The 22,356-nt window shown below is 67.2% G+C and carries 19 protein-coding genes; 9 read left to right on the top strand and 10 right to left on the bottom strand.

What is annotated here, in order from left to right; genetic code table 11:
* Positions 1-186: 186 nt before the first annotated feature.
* From ACQKLX_RS20235 to ACQKLX_RS20280, 10 genes are all read right to left on the bottom strand, one after another.
* Positions 187-1,458, bottom strand: a complete 1,272-nt coding sequence (locus tag ACQKLX_RS20235) for an ABC transporter substrate-binding protein (RefSeq protein ID WP_427363360.1) — start codon at positions 1,456-1,458, stop codon at positions 187-189.
* A gap of 58 nt (positions 1,459-1,516) precedes the next feature.
* Complete coding sequence (locus tag ACQKLX_RS20240) at positions 1,517-2,281, bottom strand: carbohydrate ABC transporter permease (protein WP_427363495.1); 765 nt, start codon at positions 2,279-2,281, stop codon at positions 1,517-1,519.
* 110 nt (positions 2,282-2,391) lie between these two features.
* Positions 2,392-3,315 (bottom strand): carbohydrate ABC transporter permease, encoded by a 924-nt coding sequence (locus ACQKLX_RS20245; protein ID WP_427363361.1) that lies wholly within the window; start codon positions 3,313-3,315, stop codon positions 2,392-2,394.
* A 2-nt stretch (positions 3,316-3,317) separates the two neighbouring features.
* Positions 3,318-4,505, bottom strand: a complete 1,188-nt coding sequence (locus ACQKLX_RS20250; protein WP_427363362.1) for an ABC transporter ATP-binding protein — start codon at positions 4,503-4,505, stop codon at positions 3,318-3,320.
* 84 nt (positions 4,506-4,589) lie between these two features.
* Complete coding sequence (locus ACQKLX_RS20255; RefSeq protein WP_427363363.1) at positions 4,590-5,411, bottom strand: metallophosphoesterase family protein; 822 nt, start codon at positions 5,409-5,411, stop codon at positions 4,590-4,592.
* 367 nt (positions 5,412-5,778) lie between these two features.
* Complete coding sequence (locus ACQKLX_RS20260; protein ID WP_427363496.1) at positions 5,779-6,585, bottom strand: ATP-binding cassette domain-containing protein; 807 nt, start codon at positions 6,583-6,585, stop codon at positions 5,779-5,781.
* Positions 6,586-6,629: 44 nt separating this feature from the next.
* The gene (locus tag ACQKLX_RS20265; protein ID WP_427363364.1) at positions 6,630-7,709 is read right to left on the bottom strand and encodes a DUF2218 domain-containing protein; all 1,080 of its coding nucleotides are present in this window, start codon (positions 7,707-7,709) and stop codon (positions 6,630-6,632) included.
* Positions 7,702-9,699 (bottom strand): Fe(3+)-hydroxamate ABC transporter permease FhuB, encoded by a 1,998-nt coding sequence (gene fhuB / locus ACQKLX_RS20270; protein ID WP_427363365.1) that lies wholly within the window; start codon positions 9,697-9,699, stop codon positions 7,702-7,704. Before fhuB ends, ACQKLX_RS20265 begins: the two co-directional genes overlap by 8 nt.
* Positions 9,692-10,573: an iron-siderophore ABC transporter substrate-binding protein gene (locus tag ACQKLX_RS20275; RefSeq protein ID WP_427363366.1), complete on the bottom strand. Its 882-nt coding sequence runs from the start codon at positions 10,571-10,573 to the stop codon at positions 9,692-9,694. Before ACQKLX_RS20275 ends, fhuB begins: the two co-directional genes overlap by 8 nt.
* 74 nt (positions 10,574-10,647) lie before the next feature.
* Positions 10,648-12,846, bottom strand: coding sequence for a TonB-dependent siderophore receptor (locus ACQKLX_RS20280; RefSeq protein WP_465247610.1), 2,199 nt, complete (start codon positions 12,844-12,846; stop codon positions 10,648-10,650).
* 247 nt (positions 12,847-13,093) lie between these two features.
* On the opposite strand from ACQKLX_RS20280, the gene ACQKLX_RS20285 reads away from it, so the two are divergent.
* The 9 genes from ACQKLX_RS20285 to ACQKLX_RS20325 all read left to right on the top strand — a co-directional run bounded on the left by ACQKLX_RS20285 (position 13,094) and on the right by ACQKLX_RS20325 (position 22,354).
* On the top strand, positions 13,094-13,987 hold the full coding sequence (locus tag ACQKLX_RS20285; protein ID WP_427363368.1) for a helix-turn-helix domain-containing protein: 894 nt from the start codon (positions 13,094-13,096) through the stop codon (positions 13,985-13,987).
* Positions 13,988-14,136: 149 nt separating this feature from the next.
* Positions 14,137-15,042, top strand: a complete 906-nt coding sequence (locus tag ACQKLX_RS20290; protein WP_427363369.1) for a LysR family transcriptional regulator — start codon at positions 14,137-14,139, stop codon at positions 15,040-15,042.
* Positions 15,043-15,255: 213 nt separating this feature from the next.
* Positions 15,256-16,422, top strand: coding sequence for a M24 family metallopeptidase (locus ACQKLX_RS20295; protein ID WP_427363370.1), 1,167 nt, complete (start codon positions 15,256-15,258; stop codon positions 16,420-16,422).
* A gap of 45 nt (positions 16,423-16,467) precedes the next feature.
* Positions 16,468-17,505, top strand: coding sequence for a TRAP transporter substrate-binding protein (locus tag ACQKLX_RS20300; protein WP_427363371.1), 1,038 nt, complete (start codon positions 16,468-16,470; stop codon positions 17,503-17,505).
* A gap of 64 nt (positions 17,506-17,569) precedes the next feature.
* Entirely contained in the window at positions 17,570-18,190 is a 621-nt protein-coding gene (locus tag ACQKLX_RS20305; RefSeq protein ID WP_427363372.1) for a TRAP transporter small permease subunit, read from the top strand.
* Positions 18,187-19,470, top strand: a complete 1,284-nt coding sequence (locus ACQKLX_RS20310; RefSeq protein ID WP_427363373.1) for a TRAP transporter large permease — start codon at positions 18,187-18,189, stop codon at positions 19,468-19,470. The genes ACQKLX_RS20305 and ACQKLX_RS20310 overlap by 4 nt, the downstream gene beginning before the upstream one ends.
* Positions 19,471-19,511: 41 nt before the next feature.
* Positions 19,512-20,198, top strand: a complete 687-nt coding sequence (locus ACQKLX_RS20315; RefSeq protein ID WP_427363374.1) for a DUF2848 domain-containing protein — start codon at positions 19,512-19,514, stop codon at positions 20,196-20,198.
* A gap of 1 nt (position 20,199) precedes the next feature.
* Positions 20,200-21,555: an amidase gene (locus ACQKLX_RS20320; protein WP_427363375.1), complete on the top strand. Its 1,356-nt coding sequence runs from the start codon at positions 20,200-20,202 to the stop codon at positions 21,553-21,555.
* A gap of 4 nt (positions 21,556-21,559) precedes the next feature.
* Positions 21,560-22,354 (top strand): putative hydro-lyase, encoded by a 795-nt coding sequence (locus tag ACQKLX_RS20325; RefSeq protein ID WP_427363376.1) that lies wholly within the window; start codon positions 21,560-21,562, stop codon positions 22,352-22,354.
* Positions 22,355-22,356: the final 2 nt, after the last annotated feature.

Here is a 22,356-nt window from a genome sequence, read left to right on the forward strand (position 1 = left end):
GGATCGGAACCTCAGCCCTCATCCTGAGGAGCGCTCGCAGAGCGCGTCTCGAAGGATGCTCCAGCTGTCTCCGGAGCCTCCTGAAGCATCCTTCGAGACGCCGCTTCGCGACTCCTCAGGATGAGGGTTCAGATGGGATGCCGCCCGGCGTCAGTGCCGGGCGGCGATGTGCTGGTCAGACCAATGTCACTTCATCAGCGCTTCGGTCTCGGAGACCATGCGCTCGAGGCCGGCCTTGGGCTGGATCTCGCCGCGCATCACGCCGGCGATGACCTCGCGCTGCTGGCGCCAGATGCGGACCGAGTTGCCGCCCGGATAGCCCTGCCAGGGCGAGGCGCGGTTCACCTGGCCGTTGATGGTGCGGAAATTGGCATTGTCCTTGTAGAACGGGCCGAGAAAGGCCTCCTCGCCGGCGCGCAGATTGGTCGGCATGTAACCGGATGTCTCGACGACGATCTTCTGCGCCTCCGGCCCGGTCACGAACTTCACGAACTCCCAGGCCGCCTTCTGCTTGGCCGGGTCCTTGGCGGTGATGATCGCCGCATTGCCGCCGGTCGGCAGCGTGCCCTTGGCCTTGTCGTCGATCGGGAACACGGCGGTCTTCAGGGTGAAGCGCTCGCCGATCAGGTCGGTGACCTGGCGCAGGCGGGCCGGCGTGTCGAAGAAGATGCCGATCTTGCCGGCGATGAACTGCTGGCGCGACTGGTCCCAGTCGATCAGCGGCATGCCGTCCTCGGTGACGAGGCTGCGCAGCGTCTCCAGCGCCTTCAGGCCGACATCGCCGCCGAAGGCGACCTTCTTGCCGCTGGCGTCGAGCAGGGTGTGGCCGCCCTGCTGGACGATGCCGCGCCAGAGCCAGTCATCCGGCCAATCGTGGATGTTGTAGGCGAGGCCGGCGACATCGGCGGTGCGGATCTTCTTGGCGAGGGCGATGGTGTCGGCCCAGTTGTCCGGCATCTTCTCGGGGTCGCCGCCGGCCTTCTTCACCAGCTCGGCGTTGAAATACATCAGCGGCGTCGAGGCGTTGAAGGCAAGGCCCGCCTGCTTGCTGCCGACCTGCCCGAGCGAGAGCAGCGCGTCGGAATAGTTGGCCTTGCGCCAGGCTTCCGGCTCGGCCTTGAGCAGTTCGCCGAGATCGACAACTTGCTTGCGCTTGTCGAGCGTCTCGACCAGCTCGGTCAAAAGGTGGAAGCCGGAGTAATAGACATCCGGCAGCTGGCTGGTGACGGAGGAGCGCAGCATCGCCTGATGCCCCTCGTCATAGCTCGCCGCCGGGGCCCGGAAGTTGATCTTGATGCTCGGGTTCTTCTTCATGAACTCCGCGGCGATCGGCTCGTGGAACTTGGCGAAGGCCGGGAAGGCATAGAGCACGTCGAGCGTGACCTCCTGGGCGCGCGCCGCCGTCGAGGCGGCCAGCGCGAACGCCGCGGCGGCCAGGGTTCTGCCGAAAGCTTTCATCGGTCATCTCCTTGAGAGAACTGGATTTTCGTCAGGCTTAGGCGTTTCGGTGGTCGGCTTATTTCACGCCGGTCATTGTGATGCCGTCGATGAATCTGCGTCTGGCGATCAGGAAGGCGAGGACGAGCGGCGCGGTCAGGATCGTCGCTGCGGCGGTCAGCGCGCCGTAGTTCGAGCCGGTCTCGGCATCGGCGAAGAACATCATCCCGAGCGGCGGCGGCGCGAGCTTGGCGTCGGAGATGACGATCAACGGCCAGTAAAGGTCGTTCCAGTGCGCCACGGTCGAGAACACCGCAAAAGCGGCGATCGCCGGCCAGGCGCTGGGTGTGACGATGCGCCAGACGATCTCGAACTCGCTCATCCCGTCGAGCCGGGCGGCGTTGATGATGTCGTCGGGAAAGCTGCGGAAGAACTGGCGGAACAGGAAGATGGCGAAGACTGACAGGAAGAACGGCACCATCATCGCAAAATAGGTGTTCAGCAGGCCGAGCTGGGCGAGGCCGATATAGAGTGGCATCGCCGGCACCTGCACCGGGATGCACAGGCCGAGCAGCACCAGCACGAAGAGCAGGTTGCGCCCGGGGAAATCGAGCTTCGCCAGTGCATAGGCGCAGGGGATCGCGACGAGGAGCTGCACCACGAGGATGCCGGCGCAGAGGATGACGCCGTTCAGCGCGAAGCGCAGCAGCGGCGCCTTCTCCATGGCGAAGCGATAGTTCTCGATGCCATAGAACTGCTTCGGCCAGAGCGCGATCTCGGCACTGAAGATCTCGGCCGGCGGCTTGATCGAGGTGACCAGCATCCAGATGAACGGCGCCAGCATGAACAGCGCCCCGGCGATCAGCACGCCGTGGATCAGGACGAGCGAAAGAAAGCGGCGCGCCGTCGAATGTGCGGGAGAGACCGTCGCAGCGGGGAGAGCTGAGGCCGACATCAGTAGTGCACCTTCTTGTCGAGGGCGAAGGTCTGCACGGCCGAGAAGACGAGGATGAAGGCGAGGAAGATGAAGGTCAGCGCCGCGGCATAGCCGGTGTGGAAATACTGAAAGCCTTCGAGATAGATGTTGTAGAGCAGCACCTCGGTCGAGCCGACCGGGCCGCCGCGCGTCATCACCGCCACCGTGTCGAAGATCTTGAAGGCGGTGATCATCGTCGTGATCACCACGAACATCGTCGTCGGCCCGAGCAGCGGCCAGGTGATGGTCAGGAAGCGGTCGATGCCGCCCGAGCAGCCGTCGATATCGGCGGCCTCGTAGAGATCGCGCGGGATCGCGGTCAGCCCGGCCAAAAACAGGATCATGTTGAAGCCGAGGATCTGCCAGATGCCGAGCACGGCGAGCGTCGCCAGCGCGGTAGAGGGCTCGCTCAGGAAGGCGACGGGCGCAAAGCCGAGCCATTTCAGCAGGCCGTTGATCGGCCCGAGCGAGGGATGCAGCAGGAACTGCCAGACCGTCGCCATCGCGATCAGCGTCGAGGTCACCGGCAGGAAATAGATGACCTCGTAGAGCGAGCGCGAGCGCGTCCGCCGATGGATCAGGATGGCGATCAGCAACGCCCCAAAGACGCCGCCGGGCACCAAGATCGCGACGTAGATCAAGGTGTTGAGCAGCGAGCGGCGGATGATCGGGTCGGCCAGCGCCTTCTGGAAATTGGCGAGCCCGACGAAATCGAGGTCGACGCCGCCGAACTCATAATTGGTCAGGCTGAGCGCGACGAGCACGGCGAGCGGCGCCAGGATCGTCAGCACCAGCAGCAGCAGCGCGGGCGCGGCGAAGCCGAGCCCGGTGACCCGCTCGATCCAGAGCCGACGGCGCCGGCTGGAGGCGAGTTGCACGGGCATGTCGAGCGCGAGCGTCATGCTCAGGCCCTCAGCGGGACGATGGAAGCGGTCGCGACGCCCGGTCCGCGCGGCTCGATCCGCTCGCCATCGGCGGCGAAGAGATGGCAGGCGGCCTCGTCGAAGCCAAGCGTCACCTCGGTGGCCTCGCTGACGCCCGCTGCGATCGCCGGGCTCGTGCGCATCGTCACGCCCGGCACGTCGCGGCCGGCGAGATCGAAATGCAGGATGTACTCCGAGCCGAGATTCTCCTTGCGCCGCAAACGGGCCGAGAACCAGGCGCGCCCTGCCCCCGCGGGCTCGCCCTGTATGAGCGACAGCGCTTCGGAGCGAACGCCCAAGGTTACCGCCTGCCCCTGGGCCTGCTGCACGGCCAGCGAAAGCGGCCGGCCGAACAGCTCGAGCCGGCCGCCGACGCCTACGCTTGCGGGCAGGAGGTTGATCGCCGGACTGCCGATGAACTGCGCGACCTTGAGCGAGGCAGGCTTCTCATAGAGCTGGGAGGGCGTGCCGAGCTGCAGGATCGTGCCTGAATCCATCATCGCGACGCGGTCCGACATCGTCATCGCTTCGACCTGGTCATGCGTGACGTAGATGAAGGTCGCGCCCAGCCGCTTGTGCAGTTCGGCGAGTTCGGTGCGCATATGGACGCGCAGCTTGGCGTCGAGATTGGAGAGCGGCTCATCCATCAGGAAGACGTCGGGCTGCCGGACCATGGCGCGCCCCAGCGCAACGCGCTGGCGCTGGCCGCCGGACAATTGAGCCGGCTTGCGATCGAGCAGATGCTCGAGCTGGAGCTGGGCAGCGGCGGCGGCGACATCGGTTTCGATCCCACGCATCACCGTGCGACGCTGGGCCGAAAGCGCCCGCAGCAGCGGCAGGCGCTGCCAGAGCTTCAAGCGCGACATGGTCAGCGGCAGCGCGATGTTCTGGCGCACGCTCATATGCGGGTAGAGCGCATAGGACTGGAACACCATCGCCACACGCCGCTCATGCGGACGCAAATGATCGACCGGCTGGCCGCCGATCGCGACCGCGCCGCCACCCTGATGCTCCAGCCCGGCGATGATGCGGATCAGGGTCGACTTGCCGCAGCCGGACGGGCCGACCAGGGTCAGGAACTCGCCATCGGCGATGTCGAGATCGATGCCGCCGAGCACGCGGGTGGTACCGAAGGATTTGGCGATGGAGGACAGGGTGACCGTTGCCACGTCGCTCACCTTTCTGTGCGGGGGCCTGAGGGCTTCTTGCGTTTGACGTCGTCGGAGAGCGGCCCTTTCGGGCCAGCGACAGTCTCAGGCGGCGCGCGGCGGGTAGACCTCGTGAATCACATCGTCGATCCAGAGCGTCTTCAACGCAGCGATCTCATGGATCGCAGCGGCATAATCCCTGCCGTCGAACTCATAGGTCACGGCGCCCAGCGTCGTCGTGCCGGCCATGCCGGGCTGCAGCTCGGGACCGACCACGAAGCCGGAGGACGGGCCCCAGATGTAGCGGGTGCCGTCGACCGCGAAGTCGTGGGCGCGGTGCAGATGGCCGCTGGCGACGAAGGCGACCTCGTGCTTGCGGACGAGATCGAGCAGCTGTGCCCGCGGCTTGGGCGGCACGCTCCAATAGCCCTTGTCGCCCTCGTCGGGCGCTTCGATGAAGAGCGGCCGATGCAGGAACCAGCCGAGGCGGCGGCCATCGGCTTCGCCGATCTGCTGCTCCAGCCAGTCAAGCTGGCGCGCCTCATCGGCCTCGTCGCTGCCGAACAGCATCGAGTTGAGGCCGATCAGCCGCCAGCTCTCGACATCATGAACCCAGAAATCCGCACCGAGATGCCCGCGCCAGCGTGCCAGGCGCGGCGCATCGACCGGCTGGTGCGGATGATGGGCCTCGCCGACATCGTGGTTGCCGGGGACGCTGAGGACCGGCACGCCGAGGGCCGTCAGGAGGCCGCTGCAATAGCCGAAATCCTCGTCGACATCGGCGCCATCGACGGTGACGTCGCCGGTATGGATGACGAGATCGGGCTTCTGCGCCGCCAGCCAGGCCTTCAGCGGCTGCCAGTTGCCGGCGAAATGCGGCTTGTTCGGACTGAGATGAGTGTCCGAGATTTGCACGATCCGACGCATGACCACCCTCCGAACCGCCCCCCCATGCTGAGGATGCGGGCTGCCTCCATCCATGCGGGGCAGCGGTTTTGCCATGGACCATACAAATGAATGTTTGATGACACAAATGTATTTTCAGGGATCCCGTCGAGTTTCTCTGGGCTTCATGGCGGCTTGGTGCAGAGCTCGATGTCAGGCTCCGCGAACGAGACGCCATTCGCAGGGCCGTTCTCGATGCTCAGGATCGGCGTTCGACAAGACTTGTCTCGGAGGCCTGAAGCCACCGAGAGCGTGTGAGGAGGATTCCGTCCCAGGCCCATAGCTGCACTCGGAGAGCCTGCTCGTGGTCAAGCCGGTGAATGCCCCTCCCTTCCGCGCGACAGCTGCCTCAAACGAAGGCGAGCGGCCTGCCGCTGTCCGGATGGGGCATCACGCCGACCTCGACGCCGTAGATCGCGCGCAGGATATCTGGCTGCACGATCTGCTCTGGCGTCCCGCGCGCGACCAGGCGGCCGGAATGCAGCGCGACGATCTCGTCGCAGAAGCGGGCCGCCATGTTGACGTCGTGCAGCACGACGACGATGCCGAGGCCGCGCTCATGCGAGAGCTGCCGCACCAGCGTCAGCACCTCGAGCTGATGGGCAAGGTCGAGCGCTGCGATCGGCTCGTCGAGCAGGAGGCATTCGGCGTCCTGCGCCACCAGCATGGCGAGCCAGGCACGCTGGCGCTCGCCGCCCGACAAGGTGTCGACCAGGCGATCGGCGAAACGCTCGACATCGGTGAGCGCCATCGCCTCGCGAACCTTGTCGCGGTCGCGCTGGCCGAAGCGACCGAGGGCGCCGTGCCAGGGATAGCGACCGAGCGCGACCAGTTCGCGCACGAGCATGCCGGCGGCGGGGGGTGTCTGCTGCGGCAGGTAGGCGACCTTGCGGGCGAAGGCGCGGCTGTCCCAGCTCTCGATCGGGCGTCCGGCAAAGCGAAGGGTGCCGCGCGAGAGGCGCTGCTGCCGCGCCAGCAGCTTCACCAGCGTCGACTTGCCCGAGCCGTTATGGCCGAGGAGGCCGATCACCTTGCCCGCGTCGAGATCGAGCGACAGCGGTTCGAGCAGGACACGATCCGCGATCGAGAAGCCGACGCCCTCAAGGGTGAACCACGGGGTGCTCGTCTGCGGTATCGCCTCGATCGCTAGCGGCATGGCAGGGGAGCGCTCGGCCGCGCTCGCAATCGCTTCAGTCTGCATCACTCACCATGATCGTGCACATCGGCATGGCCCCGACGCCAATAGGCGGCGACGAGATGGCGGTCCTTCGGCAGCTGCCGTTCGCCGCGAAGATGCTTGCGGATAGCCCGCGCAGCGGCCTGCTCGCAACCGGCGAAGACGAAGGGGCTGCCCTGTTCCGGCAAGGCGATGCTGCGCACCGCTTGTGGCAACAGGTCGGTCGAGCCGGCCGGCGCGCCGTCGCGGTGCAGCCAGGTCACCTGGATCGATGCGTCGGAGGCGATCTCCTGCCGCTCGGCGGCGTCCGCCACTTCGATGACGATGCTGGCGCGGGCGGAGCTCGGCAGGCTCTCGGCGATGCGCGCAATCGCCGGCAGCGCGGTCTCGTCGCCGCAAAGCAGATACCAGTCGGCGGAGATCACATCGCCACCGCCGGGGCCGAGCAGACCGACACGGTCGCCCGCCTTCGCCTCGCGCGCCCAGAGCGAGCCTGGCGAGTCGTCATGGAGCACGACGTCGATATCGAGCTCGCCGCGGGCATGATCGATCGCACGGATCGTATAGGTGCGCTTCGCCAGGGCATCCTCGCCATCCGGCCAGATCACCCGGCTGTCGGGGCCGACGCTGGGCCAGACCGGCTCGCGCCCGCGCGGCGGGATCAGCACACGAACATGCAGGCCGCCGCTGGTGAAATGGCCGGGATCGTCGCAGGCAACGGTGACTCGGCGCATCGCCGGGGTGATGTCGCGGGCGCCGCGCACCACCACTTCGCGGAAATAGGGGATGCGGGTCTCCCCGACTGCGTCGCCTTGCCAGTGCAGCGCGATGCTCTCGCCATCAGCGAACTCGACGAGATGCTCGGCGATCGAGGATTTGACGACGAAGAGATAGCTTTCGCTCGGCGAGGTGACGGCGATGGCGAGCGCATTCGCTTCGAGCGTCAGCTGGACCGCTCCGAAGGTGCCATCAAGCCGGGCATTGCCAACCTCTCGCGTCACCGTGCCATGGTCGACGAAGTGGTCGCAGAGCCGGTCGAGCATGCCGGCCGGGTCGGTCAAGGCGACCCGCGTGCTCGCGTGCAGGGTGATGTCGTCAGGCATGCCGGCTTCCCGTGCGGTTCAACAGCCAGATCAGATAGGGGCCGCCGATCAGGGCCGCAAACAGTCCGGTCGGCACCTGATAGGGGAAGGCGACGAGGCGGGCGAGCCAGTCGGCCAGGATCATCACGCCGCAACCGATCAGGAGCGAGGCGGCGAGCTGATCGCGACTGCGGGCGAAGCCGGCGAGGCGCGCCACATGCGGCGCGATCAGACCGATCAGGCTGAGCGGGCCGATCAGCAGCGAGGCGACCGCGGTCGCCAGCGCCGCGACGGCAGCAAGGATGAGGCGGCTGCGCTCGACGCCGAGGCCGAGACTGCGGCTCGTCGCTTCGCCGAGCGGCATCAGATCGAGCCAGCGCGTCGCCAGGAAGAGCGGAGCGAGCAGGACCAGGCAGCCGGCCAAACCGACCCAGACTTCGATCTCGCCGGCCCGGTTGGTCGAGCCCGAGAGCCAGGTCAGCAGCACATAGGCGCGCAGATCCCCCTTGGCGAGCGCGATCGAGACCAGGGCCATGCAGAGCGCGCCCATGGCGATGCCGGCCAGCAGCAGGCGCTGCCAGCCGATAGCCGGTCGGCCCGCAAGGACCAGCATGAGGAGAAGCACGGCGAGCGAACCGCCGGTGATGCCGGCGAGCATCGAGAACGGGCTGAATGGCAGCAGCGCGAGCGCCAGCGTCAGGCCGACACCACCGCCGGCACTGACCCCAAGCACTTCCGGCCCGGCCAGCGGATTCGCCGTGAGACGTTGCATCAGGCAGCCGGCGGCGCCGAGCAGGGCTCCCGCGGCCCCGGCCGCAATCAGGCGCGGTCCGCGGAACGGCAGCAGTTCGGCAAGGAGGTCGCCGGTCGCCAGCCCCCAGCCCTGTGGCCCACGCCCAAGGACGAGACCAAGCATGGCGACTGCGGCAATCGCCAGGGCGAGCGCGGCAAGCCAGAGCGACGGCCGCGCGATCCGGCGCGTCAGAGCCATGGCATCGACGGCTTGCGCGGGCGGCGACGGCGGCACGCGATGCATCAGCCAGAGCAGCAAGGGGCCGCCGAACAAGGCGGTGGCAGCGCCGGTCGGCGCGAAATCGGCAAAGCCGGACCCGAGCAACTGGACGGCGCTATCGGTGATGGAGAGCAGCAACGCACCGACGGCCGGGGCCGCCAGCAGGAGCTGGCGCGGGGTGCGCGCGCCGATCTCGCGCGCCAAGGCCGGGGCGGCGAGGCCGACGAAGCCGATGACGCCGACCTCGACGGTGACGCTGGCCGCCAGCCAGATCGCGACGCCGAGCACGGCGATGCGGGTGGCGTGCAAGGCAAGCCCCAGGCTTCGTGCCGTAGCGTCGTCGAGGCTGAGCAGGGATAGAGGGCGCAACAGCAGCGCCGCAGCGAGCCAGCCGAGCAGAAGGCGCGGGCCGAGCGACAGGGCAGAATCCCAGCTCTGCTGGCTGAGCGAGCCCGCACCCCAGATGAAGAGCGAGAGCATGTACTCGCCCTTGGCCAGGATGACAGTTGCGCTCAGGGCGGCCGCGAGCATTGCGACGATCATGCCCGAGAGCACCACGGTCAAAGGTTCGAGCCCACGCCGCCAGCTCAGTCCGAGCACCAGCGCAACGGCCGCGATCGCCCCGGCTAGCGCGACGCCTTCGCGCGAAAAGACGATGGCCGCGGGAGCGAAGGCGGTCGCGAAGGTCAGCGCCAGTTGCGCGCCCGAGACAACGCCGAGCGTCGAGGCGTCGGCAATCGGATTGCGCAGGACGCGCTGCAGCAGCAGGCCGGCAAGCCCGAGCGCGGCGCCGCAGATCAGCGCGGTGACCGAGCGCGGCACGTGGCTGTGCCAGAGCAGGATCGATTCCAGCGTGCTCGCGAGTTCGGCCGGAGCCGCAAGCGGTGGCCGCGTCATCACGACGGCGGCGAAGAGCGCCGCGGCCGCGAGGGCGCCGGCGAGCCAGATCGCCGATGGGCGTAGCGGCGGCGAACGCATGGGCAGAGCCGCTTCAGCCATGAGCCCGCTCCGTCAGCAGCGCCTCGCTGAGAAGCCGCGCAAAACGCCGCGCCGCCGGCAGGCCACCAAACGGATTGATCGAGGCAAGCTGCAGCACGCGCCCTGTGCGCATGCTCGGCAAAGCGTTCCAGAAGGTGCTGGCCGCGAGGACGTCGAGCGCGCCAGGGGGGACCGGCGGGATCAGCGCGATCCAGGCATCGGGAATGCGAGCCAGCGCCTCGATGCCGACCGGAGCCATGGCGGAATAGCTCGTCGCCTCCGTCCAGGCATTGGCGAGGCCGAGCCGTTTCAGCACCTCGCCGAACATGCTGTCGGCGCCGAAGACGCGGAAATGCCTGGCATCGCCGAGATTGATTGGGATGACCGGCCGCGCCGCATGCGGCTTCAACCGCTCGCGCAGGCCGGCGAATTCCACCTCGGTCTCGGCGATATAGCGCTCGGCCTCATCGCTCCTGCCGAGGCGCGCGCCGATGGCGCGCATCATCGCCGCTGCCGGCTCGTAAGGCGGGCGACTGGGCACATAGATCGAGAAGCGCTCGACCGGCGCGATCCGGGTGAGCCTGGGCTCCGAGCTGACATAAAAGCTCGAGGAGTAGATCAGCTCCGGCCGCGAGAGCAGCAGCAATTCGAAATTGACGGTGCCGCGCAGGCCGAGATCGGTGACACCTGCCGGAATCACAGGCTCGACCGCGACCTCGCGGAACTGCAGCAATTCGGGAGCGGCAACCGGGGTTATGCCGAGCGCGATCAGGGTCTCCAGCACCGACCAGTCGACGGTCGCGACGCGAAGGTCGTTGGCCAGCGCTGGGCGCGGCAAGGTGGCCGCCGCCAGAATGGCGAGCGCGTCGCGCCGTCTCGGGAGACTAAAGCTCATGCGTGCGGGTCTAGCATGGACGAAGGCCGCGGCGGGGAGCCGCGGCCTTCCTATGTCGTGCGGGTCCCTTGCCCCTACCACCGGTAATTGGCCGAGACCGTGACGGTGCGGGCGTCGCCATAGCCGCAGCCGGACTGGCCGTTGCAGCTCTTCACATAGACCTTGTCGAACAGGTTGGTGACGTTGAGCGCCATGCCCCAATTGCCGATCTGGTAGCGGATCGCGGCATCGACGACGGTTGCCGCCGGCACCTTCAGCGTATTCTCGGCATTGGCGAAGGAGCGGCCGACATAGCGGACGCCGGCGCCGAGACCGAGGCCCTTGAAGGCGCCATCAGGCACGGTGTAGTCGAGCCAGGCCGAGCCGGTGACCTCCGGCACGACCACCGGCGTCTTGCCGACCAGAAGCGGGCGGGTGTCCTTCTTCGTCGTCAGGTCGAAGGCGGTGAACGAGGCGAGCAGCTTCAGGTCCTTGGTGATGTTGGCCTTGGCCTCGAGCTCGAAGCCGCGCGAGGTGACCTCGCCGAGCTGCTGCTGCGCGAACGGGTTGAGCGCGGTCGGGGCGGGATTCAGCACATTGCGCTTGCTGATGTGGAAGACCGAGGCCGTCAGCAGCGCGTCCATGAAAGTCGGCTTGTATTTGATGCCCGCCTCGAACTGCTGGCCTTCCTCGGGGCGGAAGGGCTGGCCGGGTCCGCCGAGCAGATTGGGCACGGCGTCGAAGACCGGGGTGAAGAAGGTCGCGGCGCTGACATAGGGGGTCAGGCCATTGGCGAACTCGTAGCCGAGGCCGGCGCGCCCGCTCCAGGACGCCTCCTTCTTGTCGTATGTCGGCGAGAACAGCAGGCCGGCCGGACTGACCGACTTCTTGTCGACATAGTCGTAGCGGCCGTTCAGCGTCAGCAGCCAGCCGCCGCCGAAGCGGATCTGGTCCTGGGCATAGAAGCCGATCTGGTGATGCTTCAGGTTCTGGTTGAGATAGACGCCGGTCGGGCCCTGCGCCGCGCCGTAGACCGGATTGGTGACGCTGATCGTGGTCGCGCCGCCCGAAGCCTGAGTGTGGTCGATGTTGAAGTATTTGTAGTCGACGCCAAACAGCAGCGAATGCTCGAGCGGCCCGGTCACGACCTTGCCGTCTATGCGGTTGTCGACCGTGAAGGTCCGTACCCGCGTCCGCTCCTGGAAGCCGATCCGATAGAGCTGATAGTCAGGCCCGAGCGGCTGCAGGCGGTCGCCGAAGGGCGCGTCGGGGCCGGCATAGCCGAAGCCGTAGGGGCCGAGCTGCGAGCCCTTCATCACGCCGTAGCGCAGGTTCTGGGTGAAGTTCCAGTTGTTGGCGAACTGATGCTGGAACTCGTAACCGAGCAGGGCCTGGGTGCGTTCCTGATCGTCGATTGCGGGCTCGCCGAAGAAGGCCTCGCGCCGGATCCTGCCGAAGGGCGCGTTCCTCACCGTGCCGATATAGGGCAGGAAGCCGCCGCCGACATGGACCTGGTCGAGCGCGGCATACATGCCATAGGCGGTGAAGCGGGTGGCGCCATTGGGCTGGTAGCTGATCTGCGGCATGATCATGCCGCGGAAATCCTTGGAATAGTCGGTGTACTGGTCGCCGCCGGAGAGCCTGCCGGTCAGGCGCGTGCTCCAGACGCCCTGCTTGTCGCTGACGCCGATATCGATGCCGGTATAAGCATTGCCCCAATTGTTGATGCCGGCCTCGACATAGCCGAAATTCTTACCCGTAGGACGCTTGCTGACGAGATTGACGATGCCGCCGGGCGTCGAGCCGCCATAGAGCACCGAGGCCGGGCCCTTCAGCACCTCGACACGCTCGAGCAGGAAGGGATCGATCTGGAAGCCGCCGAAGCCGTAGGAATAGAGCTGCAGCCCGTCCATGAAGACGCCGGTCTGCGTCGCCTGGAAGCCGCGGATGAAGATCCAGTCGGTATCGGGATCGGGGCCGAAGGTCTGGGCGGCGACGCCGGCGGTGTAGCGCAGTGCCTCGTCGACCTTGAGTGCCTTGCGGTCGTCGATCTCGTCGCGGCCGAGCACCGAGACGGCCTGCGGGATCGCGAGGATCGAGGTGTTCGCCTTCGAGCCGGTCGCCGAACGTGTTGCGACATAGCCGTTCACCGGACCGGCCGTGGTACCGCCATCGCCCTCGACCGTGATGGTGTCGAGCTGAACCGTCGGGGCGGACTGCCCTTGCGCGAGAGCCGCGCCGGCACAGAGCACCGCGAACGAGACAGTCGACCCAAGAATAAATCTAGTCTTCATCTTTTGCGTGTAGCACATTTGCAATCCAGGTCCCAGCAAATGCCGCCATTCCAGAACTGATCAAATTTAGAATCGTTCAAAGGCGGAGTTCAGCTTTCCGTTGGGCAATATCAGCAACGCGCAGGGCGGGATTGATCGTTCCTGTCATGCATTGAACGATCCTGGGCGTCAGTCTACAATTGTCTTGACCACGTTGCATTTTGATCACGCACCGCAAGGCGATTTTTCGCCGCCCCGGAGGCTAGCCATGGGTTTCCAGCCACGCATGCGTTCGATCCGCGAGGGCATCAGCGTCATCGGATCCCTCAAATACCGGGTCTGGAACGGTGTCGTCGCCGATCTCTGGCAGGCCGAATGCCAGGCCGGTGCGACCGGCGAGTACGTCTCGGAGCACCCGCGCCTGTTCGTGGTGCTCGACAAGGTCGGCGGCCATTTCGAGACAAGGCTCAATCCGAACGAGCCCGGCATTTCCAGCAGCGCCCGCGCCAACGCGATCAGCTTCATGCCGGCCGGCGTTCCGGTCTGGGGGCGCACGCAGCAGCGCATGCGCATCCGCCATCTCGACCTGCATTTCGATGCCGCGACGGTCAGCGAGCGGCTGGGCGAGGCGCTGTCGCCCGAGCGATTGGCGCAGCCGCGCATCGCCTTCTCGAACCCGCGCATCCTTACTTTGGCGCGTCTGATCGCCGGCGAATGCGCCGAGCCGGATGCACGCCATGATCTCTATGGCGACGGGCTCGTGCTCGCTGTCCTGATCGACCTGTTCGGCGTGCGTGCCAATGCGCCGCGCCGGCGCGCCCCGCTGAGCAACTGGCAGCTCAAGGCGGTGACCGATCACATCACCGAGCATGCGGCCGGGACGATCCGGCTGCAGGATCTCGCCGAGCTCGTCGGCATGTCGCAATCGCATTTCAGCCACGCCTTCAAGGCCTCGACCGGGCTGCCGCCGCATCAATGGCAACTCAAGGCCCGCATCGAGCGTGGCCAGCGCCTGCTCGCGGCCGGCGACCGGCCCTTGACCGAGATCGCGGCCGATGCCGGCTTCTCCGACCAGGCGCATTTCACCCGGGTTTTCCGCCGGCTGGTCGGTGAAACGCCGGCGGCCTGGCGCCGAGGCTCCGCGGGCCGGATAGCGAGCTGACCAAGCCTGCCCGTCCAGCATTGGCTCAACGTCTGCTCTTGCTGCGGTATCCGGCGGATCGCAGTCGACAGGCATGAAAGGCGAGCCTGTTCGTGCCGCCATCCGGTTTTTTTGTTGGTAGCCGGCCGGCTGCTCGGCATCATCGCGCCATGATCGACCTGCGCAATATCGAGACCTTCTTCTGGGCAGCGGCGCTCGGCAGCCTCCGTGCGGCCTCGGAGAAGCTCGGCACAACCCAGCCTGCGATCTCGCAGCGGATCGCCTCGCTCGAACAGGCGCTGGGCGTGCGCCTGTTCGAGCGCGATGCGCGCGGCGTCAAGCTCACGGCCAAGGGCCACGAACTGCTCGCCCATGCCGAACGGATGATGCAGGTACGCCGCGACATGATGAAAGCCGCGCGCGACCAGAGCACGATGAGCGGAACGCTGCGCATCGGCGTCGCCGAGACCATCGTGCAGACCTGGTTGCCGAAGCTGATCGAGGAGGTGCACGTCGCCTATCCGGCGCTTGTCCTCGAGATCGAGGTCGACAGCACCCATGTGCTGCAATCGCATCTGATGGCGCGCCAGATCGACCTCGCCTTCCTGCTCGGCCCGGTGCTCGAGGCGCGGGTGGAGAACCTGCCGCTCTGCACCTATCCGCTCGCCTGGGTCGTCAAGCCCGGTGTCGGCCTCGGCCCCGGTCCGGTCACGCTCGCGCGCATCGCCGGGCTCCCGATCATCACCTATCCCTCCAACAGCTCGCCCTATCGGCAGGTGCGCGACATGCTGATGCGCGCCGGCATCTCGACCCCGCGCATGTATGGCAGCGCCTCGCTCTCGATGGTGGTGCGCATGGTGCTCGACGGCATCGGGGCAGCCGTGATCACGCCGGTCTTCCTCGGCCGCGAACTCGAACGCGGCGAGTTGCAGATCGTCGAGGTCGAGGCCGATCCGCTGCCCGATCTCAGCTTCACCGCGAGCTGGATCGACGGGCCCGACAGTCATCCCTCCCGCGTCATCGCGCGCATGGCGCAAGCGGTCGCAAGACAGGATGGTCGTGGCACCGGGGAGTGATAAATCCGGCTTATACCTCCGTTCCAAACATACGATTGGACAGCAACGCCCCCGATACCCTGCAATGTCGATGCATAGACGGCTCTAAAGTCGCGGCAGAGGGGTCACATGTTGAACGTTGCAGACATCGCGATTTCGAAGCGTCTCGTCTTGGGCGCCGCTGTCCTCGTCTCGTCCTGATCCGCGATGACGGTAGGAGCGGCGCGCGACACCGTGGATCTGCTTGTGGAGCGGCGTAACGCTCTGCTGCATCTCGCGCGCGGCCAGGGCGCGGAAAATGTCGCCGTCTTCGGCTTTGGCAGCGCACTCGGCGCCGGCAGCGCCTCGCATGGCGCCCTGCGTTTCTTCAGCGGCTGGGACGGGCATGAAAGCCTGTCGCTCCTGCTCGCCAGCGCCGAGGGCACGTGCCTCATCGTCGGCAGCCCGTTCATGCTGCCGCTGGCGCGTGAGACGCGACCCGATCTGATCGTCGAATATGTCCCGCCGCTCGACTGGGGCAAGGCGCTAGCGGCACGGCTGTCAGGGGCTTCCCTCGCGACGGTCGGCTTCGGCGAACTGCCCCGGCAGATCGATGCCGCGCTGGCACGGACTGGCGTCACCACCGGTCCGGCCCTCGACGAAGCCGCGGCCCGGCTGCGGCTGGTCAAGGATGACCATGCCATCGCGCTGCACCGTGATGCCGCGGCGCTGTGCGATGTGCTCTTCGGCCGGCTCGGCGCGGAACTGGCCCAGCGGCGCCCGGCATGGGAGAGCCAGCTCAGCCTCGAAACCGAGGCGCGCCGGCAAGGCGCCGACTATTGCCGGACCTGGCTGACCATCGCCCCGGCAGCCGACTATCCGCGCTACTGGCCTGCCGAAGCGCAGCGAGTGCCCGAGCACGGCGATCAGGTCCTCTTCGGCATCGCTCTCACGGTCGACGGTCATTGGGGCCATGGCATCCGGATGGGCAGCATCGGACTGCAGCAAGCCAAGCATCGCGAACTCGCCGGCCATGTCGAGGCGATGCTGGAAGCGGGCTTGGCCGCGCTGCGCCCGGGCTTGCCGCTGACGGGCGCCGAGCAGGCCATGGAAGCTGTATTGGCCGGGCGCGTGGATGAGCAGAGCCGCCAGCGCCTTCGGCGTTTTCGCAACGGGCACGGGCTCGGCTGCTCCTATGAGGAGCCGCTGACGACTGCTGTGTTTCGCCAGCATTTCGATCCCGGCGCGCCGCCGGCAACAGCTTCCGATCTCGCGCTGGCACCCGGCATGCTTTTCGAGCTGCACCCCAACCTGTTCCTGCCTGGCCTCGGCGGCGCGGCGCTCGGCGAGATGGTCCTCGTCACGCCGGATGGCCCGCAATGCCTGCTCCGTCACCCCCGCGCCTGCCAGTCCTGGGACTAGGGTGCGGGAATATCTCACCACCAACCACCAACGAGGGGATAAATGATGAAAGCTTTCATTCTTGCCACCGGCCTGCTCGCGGCGACCGCCGCGACCGCGCAGGACCTGCCGAAGGCCAATCTCAAGGTCGTGGGCGGCCTCAGCAACCTCACCGCCTACCAGGACTACGAGCAACCCTTCTGGACCAAGACGATCCCCGAGAAGTCGAAGGGCCAGATCACCGCCGAGATCAAGGGCTTCAACGAAATGGGGCTGAAGGGCCCTGAATTGTTGCGATTGATGTCGCAGGGCGTGATCGAGTTCGGCACGGCGACGCTGTCCTATTTCGCCAGCGACAATCCGATCAACGAGGCGATCGACCTCGCCGGCCTCGCCCCCGACGCCAAGACGGCGCGCGCGATCACCGAGGCGTTCGAACCGGTCTACGCCAAGTTCTACGGCGACGGCTCGAAGGTCCGCCTGCTCGGCATCTCGCCCTATCCGGCGCAGGTGCTGTTCTGCAATGCCGAGATAAAGGGCCTCGCCGATCTCAAGGGCAAGAAGGTCCGCACCTCCAGCCGCACCCAGGCCGAGTTCGTCGAGGCCTTCGGCGGCTCGAGCGTGACGATGGCCTTCGGCGAGGTCGTGCCGGCGCTGCAGAACAAGGTCGTCGACTGCGCCATCACCGGCTCGCTCTCCGGCTATTCGGCCAAGTGGTACGAGGTCTCGACCCATCTCATGGCGTTGCCGATCAACTGGAACCAGCAGATCCACGCGGTCAACGAAGCCGCCTGGAACAAGATCGACCCGAAAGTCCGCGAGTTCCTCGCGACCAACATCAAGACCCTGGTCGGCCAGATCTGGGACGCCGCCGCACAGCAGACCCAGCAGGGCTATGACTGCAACACCGGCGCCGCCGCCTGCACCCTGCCGGTCAAGGGCAAGATGCAGCTCGTCGTTCCGACCGATGCCGACAAGGCGCTGCTCAAGACCGTGCTGCAGGAGAAGGTGCTGCCAAAATGGGCCGCCCGCTGCTCGGCCGATTGCGTCGCCGGCTTCAATGCCACGGTCGGCAAGGAACTCGGCCTGACCGCCAAGAAGTAAGCGCCCTCGCGGGAGGCCGGCGCATGCCGGCCTCCTCCTTAATCTCCTGGGAGCCGAGGATTCGATGACCAATCCGCCCCCGCCTAATGCTCTGGCGGCGCTGCTGCGCCATGCCGAGAGCCTGTCCCGCGTCGCCGTCTGGTGCGCCGGGGCGCTGACGATCGCGAGCGTGCTGCTGATCTCGTTCGACGTGCTCGCCCGCAAGTTCCTCGGCTTCACCACCGGCGGCGCGGACGAGTTGTCGAGCTACGCCTTCGCGATCAGCACGAGCTGGTCGCTCGCCTACGCGACCTTGCAGCGGGCCAATGTCCGTGTCGACGTGCTCTACCAGTACATGCCGGTGCGGCTCGCCGCGGTTCTCGACTGGGTCTCGCTGGTCGCGCTCGGTGTCTTCATGGCGATGCTGACCTACTACGCCTACGACGTGGTCGGCGCCTCGTTCGCCCAGAGCTCGCGGGCCAACACGCCATTGGCGACGCCGCTCGCGATCCCGCAGGGGCTCTGGTTCGCCGGCCTGCTCTTCATGTGCGTCATCCTCGCTCTGATGCTGCTGCGCGCCTCGATCGCGCTGGTGACAGGCGACATCGCGACCGTGAAGGCGATCGCGGGCGTGCGCTCGACCCAGGAAGAGGCCGAAGAGGAAGCCGCCGCCGGCGAGCGCATGGTCAAGGGAGACGCGGCATGATCGCCACCACCCTCATCCTCCTGCTCGTCCTGATCGGCCTATCGATCCCGGTCGGCGCCGCGCTCGGCGTGCTCGGCCTGATCCTCGACCCGCTCTATTCGATGCTGCCGCTGACCCGCGGCATCGGCGAGCTGGCCTGGAGCACCAACAACGAGTTCCTGCTCGTCGCCATCCCGCTCTTCATCCTGCTCGGCGAGATCCTGCTGCGCTCCGGCTTCGCCGAACGCATGTACGGCGCGATGAGCCTGTGGCTGTCCTGGCTGCCGGGCGGGCTGATGCACGCCAATATCGGCGCCTCGGCGTTGTTCGCGGCGACCTCGGGCTCGAGCGTCGCGACCGCCGCGACCGTCGGCACCGTCGCGCTGCCGCAGATCAAGCGCTATGGCTACAACGAGCCGCTCTTCCTCGGCAGCCTGGCGGCCGGCGGCACGCTCGGCATCCTGATCCCGCCCTCGATCAACCTCGTTCTCTACGGGGTGCTGACCAACTCCTCGGTGCCCAAGCTCTATCTCGCCGGCATCGTCCCGGGCCTGCTGCTCGCCGGCCTGTTCATGCTCACGGTCATCGTCGGCTGCATCGTGAAGCCGGAATGGGGCGGGCGCCGCATCACTGCGAGCTGGGGCGAACGCTTCGCCAGCCTGGCGCATCTGGCGCCGCCGCTCGGCATCTTCTTCCTCGTGGTCGGTTCGATCTATGCCGGCCTCGCCACCCCGACGGAGGCTGCCGCGCTCGGCGTCACCGGCGCGATGCTCCTCGCGGCCTGGTCGCGCCGCCTGACGCTGTCGATGCTGCGTGAGGCTGTCGAAGGCACGATGAAGGCGACTGCGATGATCATGCTGATCATCCTCGCTGCCGCCTTCCTCAACTTCGTGATGTCGGCGACCGGGATCACCGACGCGATCACCAGTTCGATCCGGGGGCTCGGCTTTTCGCCGGTGCAGATGCTGGTCGTGATCGTGGTGTTCTACCTGATCCTCGGCTGCTTCATGGAGACGCTCTCCATGATGATCACCACGATCCCGATCGTGGCGCCGATCATGATCGGGCTCGGCTATGATCCGATCTGGCTCGGCATCCTGATCATCGTCCTCGTCGAGGCCGCGCTGATCACGCCGCCGGTCGGGCTCAACCTCTTCGTGGTCCAGAGCCTGCGCAAGAGCGGCTCGATGAACGCGGTGATCGTCGGCAGCATGCCCTATGTCGCGGCGATGGCGGTGTTGATGCTGCTGCTCGCGGTCTTCCCGGACCTCGCACTCTTCCTGCCCCGCGTCTTCGAATAGCCGCGGCGCATCACCTTTCCCTGGACAATCAGCAGGACGTCATGGAACTCAATTTCACCGTCGAAGGCGGCGCTGCCACGCAGCCGCTCAAGGTCGAACTCGCCCAACTGGTCGTCGCCGGCTGGGCCGGACGGGATCGTGCCGCGATCGAGCATCATATCGAGGAGCTCGCCGCGATCGGCGTGCCGCGGCCGAGCAGCGTGCCGCTCTACTACCGCGTCGCCGAGAGCCTGGCGACGCAGGCCGACCGCATCCAGGTGCTCGGCACCGAGAGCTCCGGCGAGGTCGAGACCTTCGTCTTCAGCGCGGGCGGGCAGATGTATGTCAGCCTCGCCTCCGACCATACCGACCGCAAACTCGAGACGATCGGCGTCGCGATCTCCAAGCAGATCTGCGCCAAGCCGCTGGCGCGCAAGGCCTGGCGCTTCGCCGAGGTCGCCGGCCATTGGGACGAGATGATCATCCGCTCCCATATCGAGGAGAACGGGGCGCGGGTGCTCTATCAGGAAGGCCCGCTCGCCAGCCTGCGCCCGCCGCTCGAGCTGATCGCCGGCTTCACCGGCGGCGCCGCACTCCTGCCCGATGGAACCGGCATGATCTGCGGCACGGTCGGCGCGATCGGCGGCATCCGGCCGGCTCAGTCCTTCAGCATGGAGCTGTTCGACCCCGTGCTCGGCCGCAGCATCGAGCATAGCTACCGGAGCATCTCGCTGCCGGAAGTCGCGTGAGATGAGCCAGACCTTGATCGAACTGCAGGGCGCGCTCGAAAGCGAGCGCACCTCCTCGGTTGCCCTGACCGAAGCTGCACTGGCGCGCGCGCAGGCGAGCGATGGCGAAGGCGCTCGCGTCTTCACCAGGCTCCATGCCGAAGGAGCGCTCAAGGCGGCGCAGGCTTCCGACGCCCTGCGGCATGCCGGCTTTCCGCGCTCAGCCCTCGAGGGCCTGCCGATCTCGATCAAGGACCTGTTCGACGTCGCCGGCGATGTCACCATGGCCGGCAGCGCCGCGCTCGACGATGCACCGCCGGCCAAGGCCGACGCGCCCGTGATCAAGCGGCTGATTGCCGCCGGCGCGGTCCTTATCGGCCGCACCAACATGACCGAGTTCGCCTTTTCCGGGCTCGGCCTCAACCCGCATTACGGCACGCCGCTCAATCCGTTCGACCGGGCCGCCAAGCGCATTCCCGGCGGCTCGTCCTCCGGTGCGGCGGTCTCGGTCAGCGATGGCATGGCGGCGGCCGCGATCGGCACCGACACCGGCGGCTCGGTCCGGATTCCCGCCGCGCTCTGCGGCCTGACCGGTTTCAAGCCGACCGCCCGGCGCGTTCCGCGCGACGGAGCCTTGCCGCTCTCGACCAGCCTCGACTCGGTCGGGCCGATCGGGCGCAGCGTCGCCTGCTGTGCCATGCTCGACGCCATCCTCTCCGGGACCGGCGAGAGCCTGCTCGGCGAAGCCAGTCTCGCCGGCCTGCGGCTTGCCGTGCCCAGGACCGTCGCCCTCGACGGCATGGACGCAGCTGTCGCGGCCAGCTTCGACGCCGCGCTCGCAACCCTGTCGCGCGCCGGGGCGCAGATCCGCGAGATCGCCGTCCCGGAATTCGCGCAGCTCGGCGCGATCAACGCCAAGGGCGGTCTTGCGGCGGCGGAAGCCTGGCACTGGCATCGCGAGCTGATCCAGCGGGCCGGCGATCGCTACGACCCGCGCGTGCGAGTACGGATCCTGCGTGGCCGGGAGATCTCGGCTGCCGACTATATCGATGTGCTGGAGGCCCGCGCCGCCTGGATCGGTGCGGTCGAGGCGAGGATCGCACCTTTCGACGCCTTGGTCATGCCGACCGTGCCGGTCGTCGCGCCCCGCATCGACGAGCTCGCGGATGACGCCGTCTTCGGCGCCACCAACCTGCTGATCCTGCGCAATCCGACCTTCATCAATTTCCTCGACGGCTGCGCGCTGAGCCTGCCCTGCCACCGCCCCGGCGAGGCGCCGGTCGGGCTGATGCTTGCCGGCGCCGGCGGCCGCGATCGCGCGATCCTGTCGATCGGGCAGGCGGTGGAACAGGCGCTGCGCGCTGCAAACGGGAACTGAACTCATGGACCTAAACCTGCCCATGCTCGATCCCTACCAGGCGCGCCTGGCCGCTCGCTCGGGGGCCTTTGATGCGCCGACCGCGAATGTCGCTCCTGGTTTCGTCCAGGCCAATCTGGCGATCCTGCCGCGCGAGCTCGCCTTCGAGTTCCTGCTCTTTTGCCAGCGCAACCCGAAACCCTGCCCGCTGATTGGGGTGTCCGAGATCGGCGATCCCATGCTGCCGGCGCTCGGGCGCGAGCTCGACATCCGCAGCGACTTGCCGCGCTACCGCGTCTGGCAGGATGGCGAGCTGGTGGCGGAGCCGACCGACATCCGTGACTACTGGCGCGACGATCTCGTCAGCTTCCTGATCGGCTGCTCCTTCTCCTTCGAGGAGGCGATGCTCGCCGCTGAGCTGCCGGTGCGCCATATCGAGCAGGGCAGCAACGTGCCGATGTACCGGACCTCGATCCCGACCACGCCGGCCGGCCGCTTCTCCGGCCCGCTCGTCGTCTCGATGCGCCCGCTGATGCCGGCCGACGCGATCCGCGCGGTCCAGATCACCAGCCGGTTCCCCTCGGTCCACGGCGCGCCGGTCCATCTCGGCGACCCCGCCGCCATCGGCATCCGGGACATCATGGCGCCCGACTATGGCGACCCGGTCGAGATCAGGCTGGGCGAGATCCCGGTGTTCTGGGCGTGCGGGGTCACGCCGCAGGCGGTGATCGCCAAGACCCGCCCGGAATTCTGCATCACCCACGCCCCGGGCTACATGCTCGTCACCGATATCAGCAACGGTACGCTCGCGACGGGATGAGG

It is taken from the genome of Allobosea sp. NPDC003192 (assembly GCF_050275675.1).
Lineage (GTDB): Bacteria > Pseudomonadota > Alphaproteobacteria > Rhizobiales > Beijerinckiaceae > Allobosea.

Excerpts from the sequence above, each read along its gene's own strand:
- ACQKLX_RS20260 (WP_427363496.1), bottom strand. The coding sequence starts at position 6,585 with ATGCCGCTAGCGATCGAGGCGATACCGCAGACGAGCACCCCGTGGTTC.
- ACQKLX_RS20240 (WP_427363495.1), bottom strand. The coding sequence starts at position 2,281 with ATGCTGGCGCCGTTCATCTGGATGCTGGTCACCTCGATCAAGCCGCCG.
- ACQKLX_RS20235 (WP_427363360.1), bottom strand. The coding sequence starts at position 1,458 with ATGAAAGCTTTCGGCAGAACCCTGGCCGCCGCGGCGTTCGCGCTGGCC.
- ACQKLX_RS20300 (WP_427363371.1), top strand. The coding sequence starts at position 16,468 with ATGAAAGCTTTCATTCTTGCCACCGGCCTGCTCGCGGCGACCGCCGCG.
- ACQKLX_RS20255 (WP_427363363.1), bottom strand. The coding sequence starts at position 5,411 with ATGCGTCGGATCGTGCAAATCTCGGACACTCATCTCAGTCCGAACAAG.
- ACQKLX_RS20310 (WP_427363373.1), top strand. The coding sequence starts at position 18,187 with ATGATCGCCACCACCCTCATCCTCCTGCTCGTCCTGATCGGCCTATCG.
- ACQKLX_RS20315 (WP_427363374.1), top strand. The coding sequence starts at position 19,512 with ATGGAACTCAATTTCACCGTCGAAGGCGGCGCTGCCACGCAGCCGCTC.
- ACQKLX_RS20245 (WP_427363361.1), bottom strand. The coding sequence starts at position 3,315 with ATGACGCTCGCGCTCGACATGCCCGTGCAACTCGCCTCCAGCCGGCGC.
- ACQKLX_RS20325 (WP_427363376.1), top strand. The coding sequence starts at position 21,560 with ATGGACCTAAACCTGCCCATGCTCGATCCCTACCAGGCGCGCCTGGCC.
- ACQKLX_RS20265 (WP_427363364.1), bottom strand. The coding sequence starts at position 7,709 with ATGCCTGACGACATCACCCTGCACGCGAGCACGCGGGTCGCCTTGACC.
- fhuB (WP_427363365.1), bottom strand. The coding sequence starts at position 9,699 with ATGGCTGAAGCGGCTCTGCCCATGCGTTCGCCGCCGCTACGCCCATCG.
- ACQKLX_RS20280 (WP_465247610.1), bottom strand. The coding sequence starts at position 12,846 with ATGAAGACTAGATTTATTCTTGGGTCGACTGTCTCGTTCGCGGTGCTC.
- ACQKLX_RS20290 (WP_427363369.1), top strand. The coding sequence starts at position 14,137 with ATGATCGACCTGCGCAATATCGAGACCTTCTTCTGGGCAGCGGCGCTC.
- ACQKLX_RS20285 (WP_427363368.1), top strand. The coding sequence starts at position 13,094 with ATGGGTTTCCAGCCACGCATGCGTTCGATCCGCGAGGGCATCAGCGTC.
- ACQKLX_RS20275 (WP_427363366.1), bottom strand. The coding sequence starts at position 10,573 with ATGAGCTTTAGTCTCCCGAGACGGCGCGACGCGCTCGCCATTCTGGCG.
- ACQKLX_RS20320 (WP_427363375.1), top strand. The coding sequence starts at position 20,200 with ATGAGCCAGACCTTGATCGAACTGCAGGGCGCGCTCGAAAGCGAGCGC.
- ACQKLX_RS20305 (WP_427363372.1), top strand. The coding sequence starts at position 17,570 with ATGACCAATCCGCCCCCGCCTAATGCTCTGGCGGCGCTGCTGCGCCAT.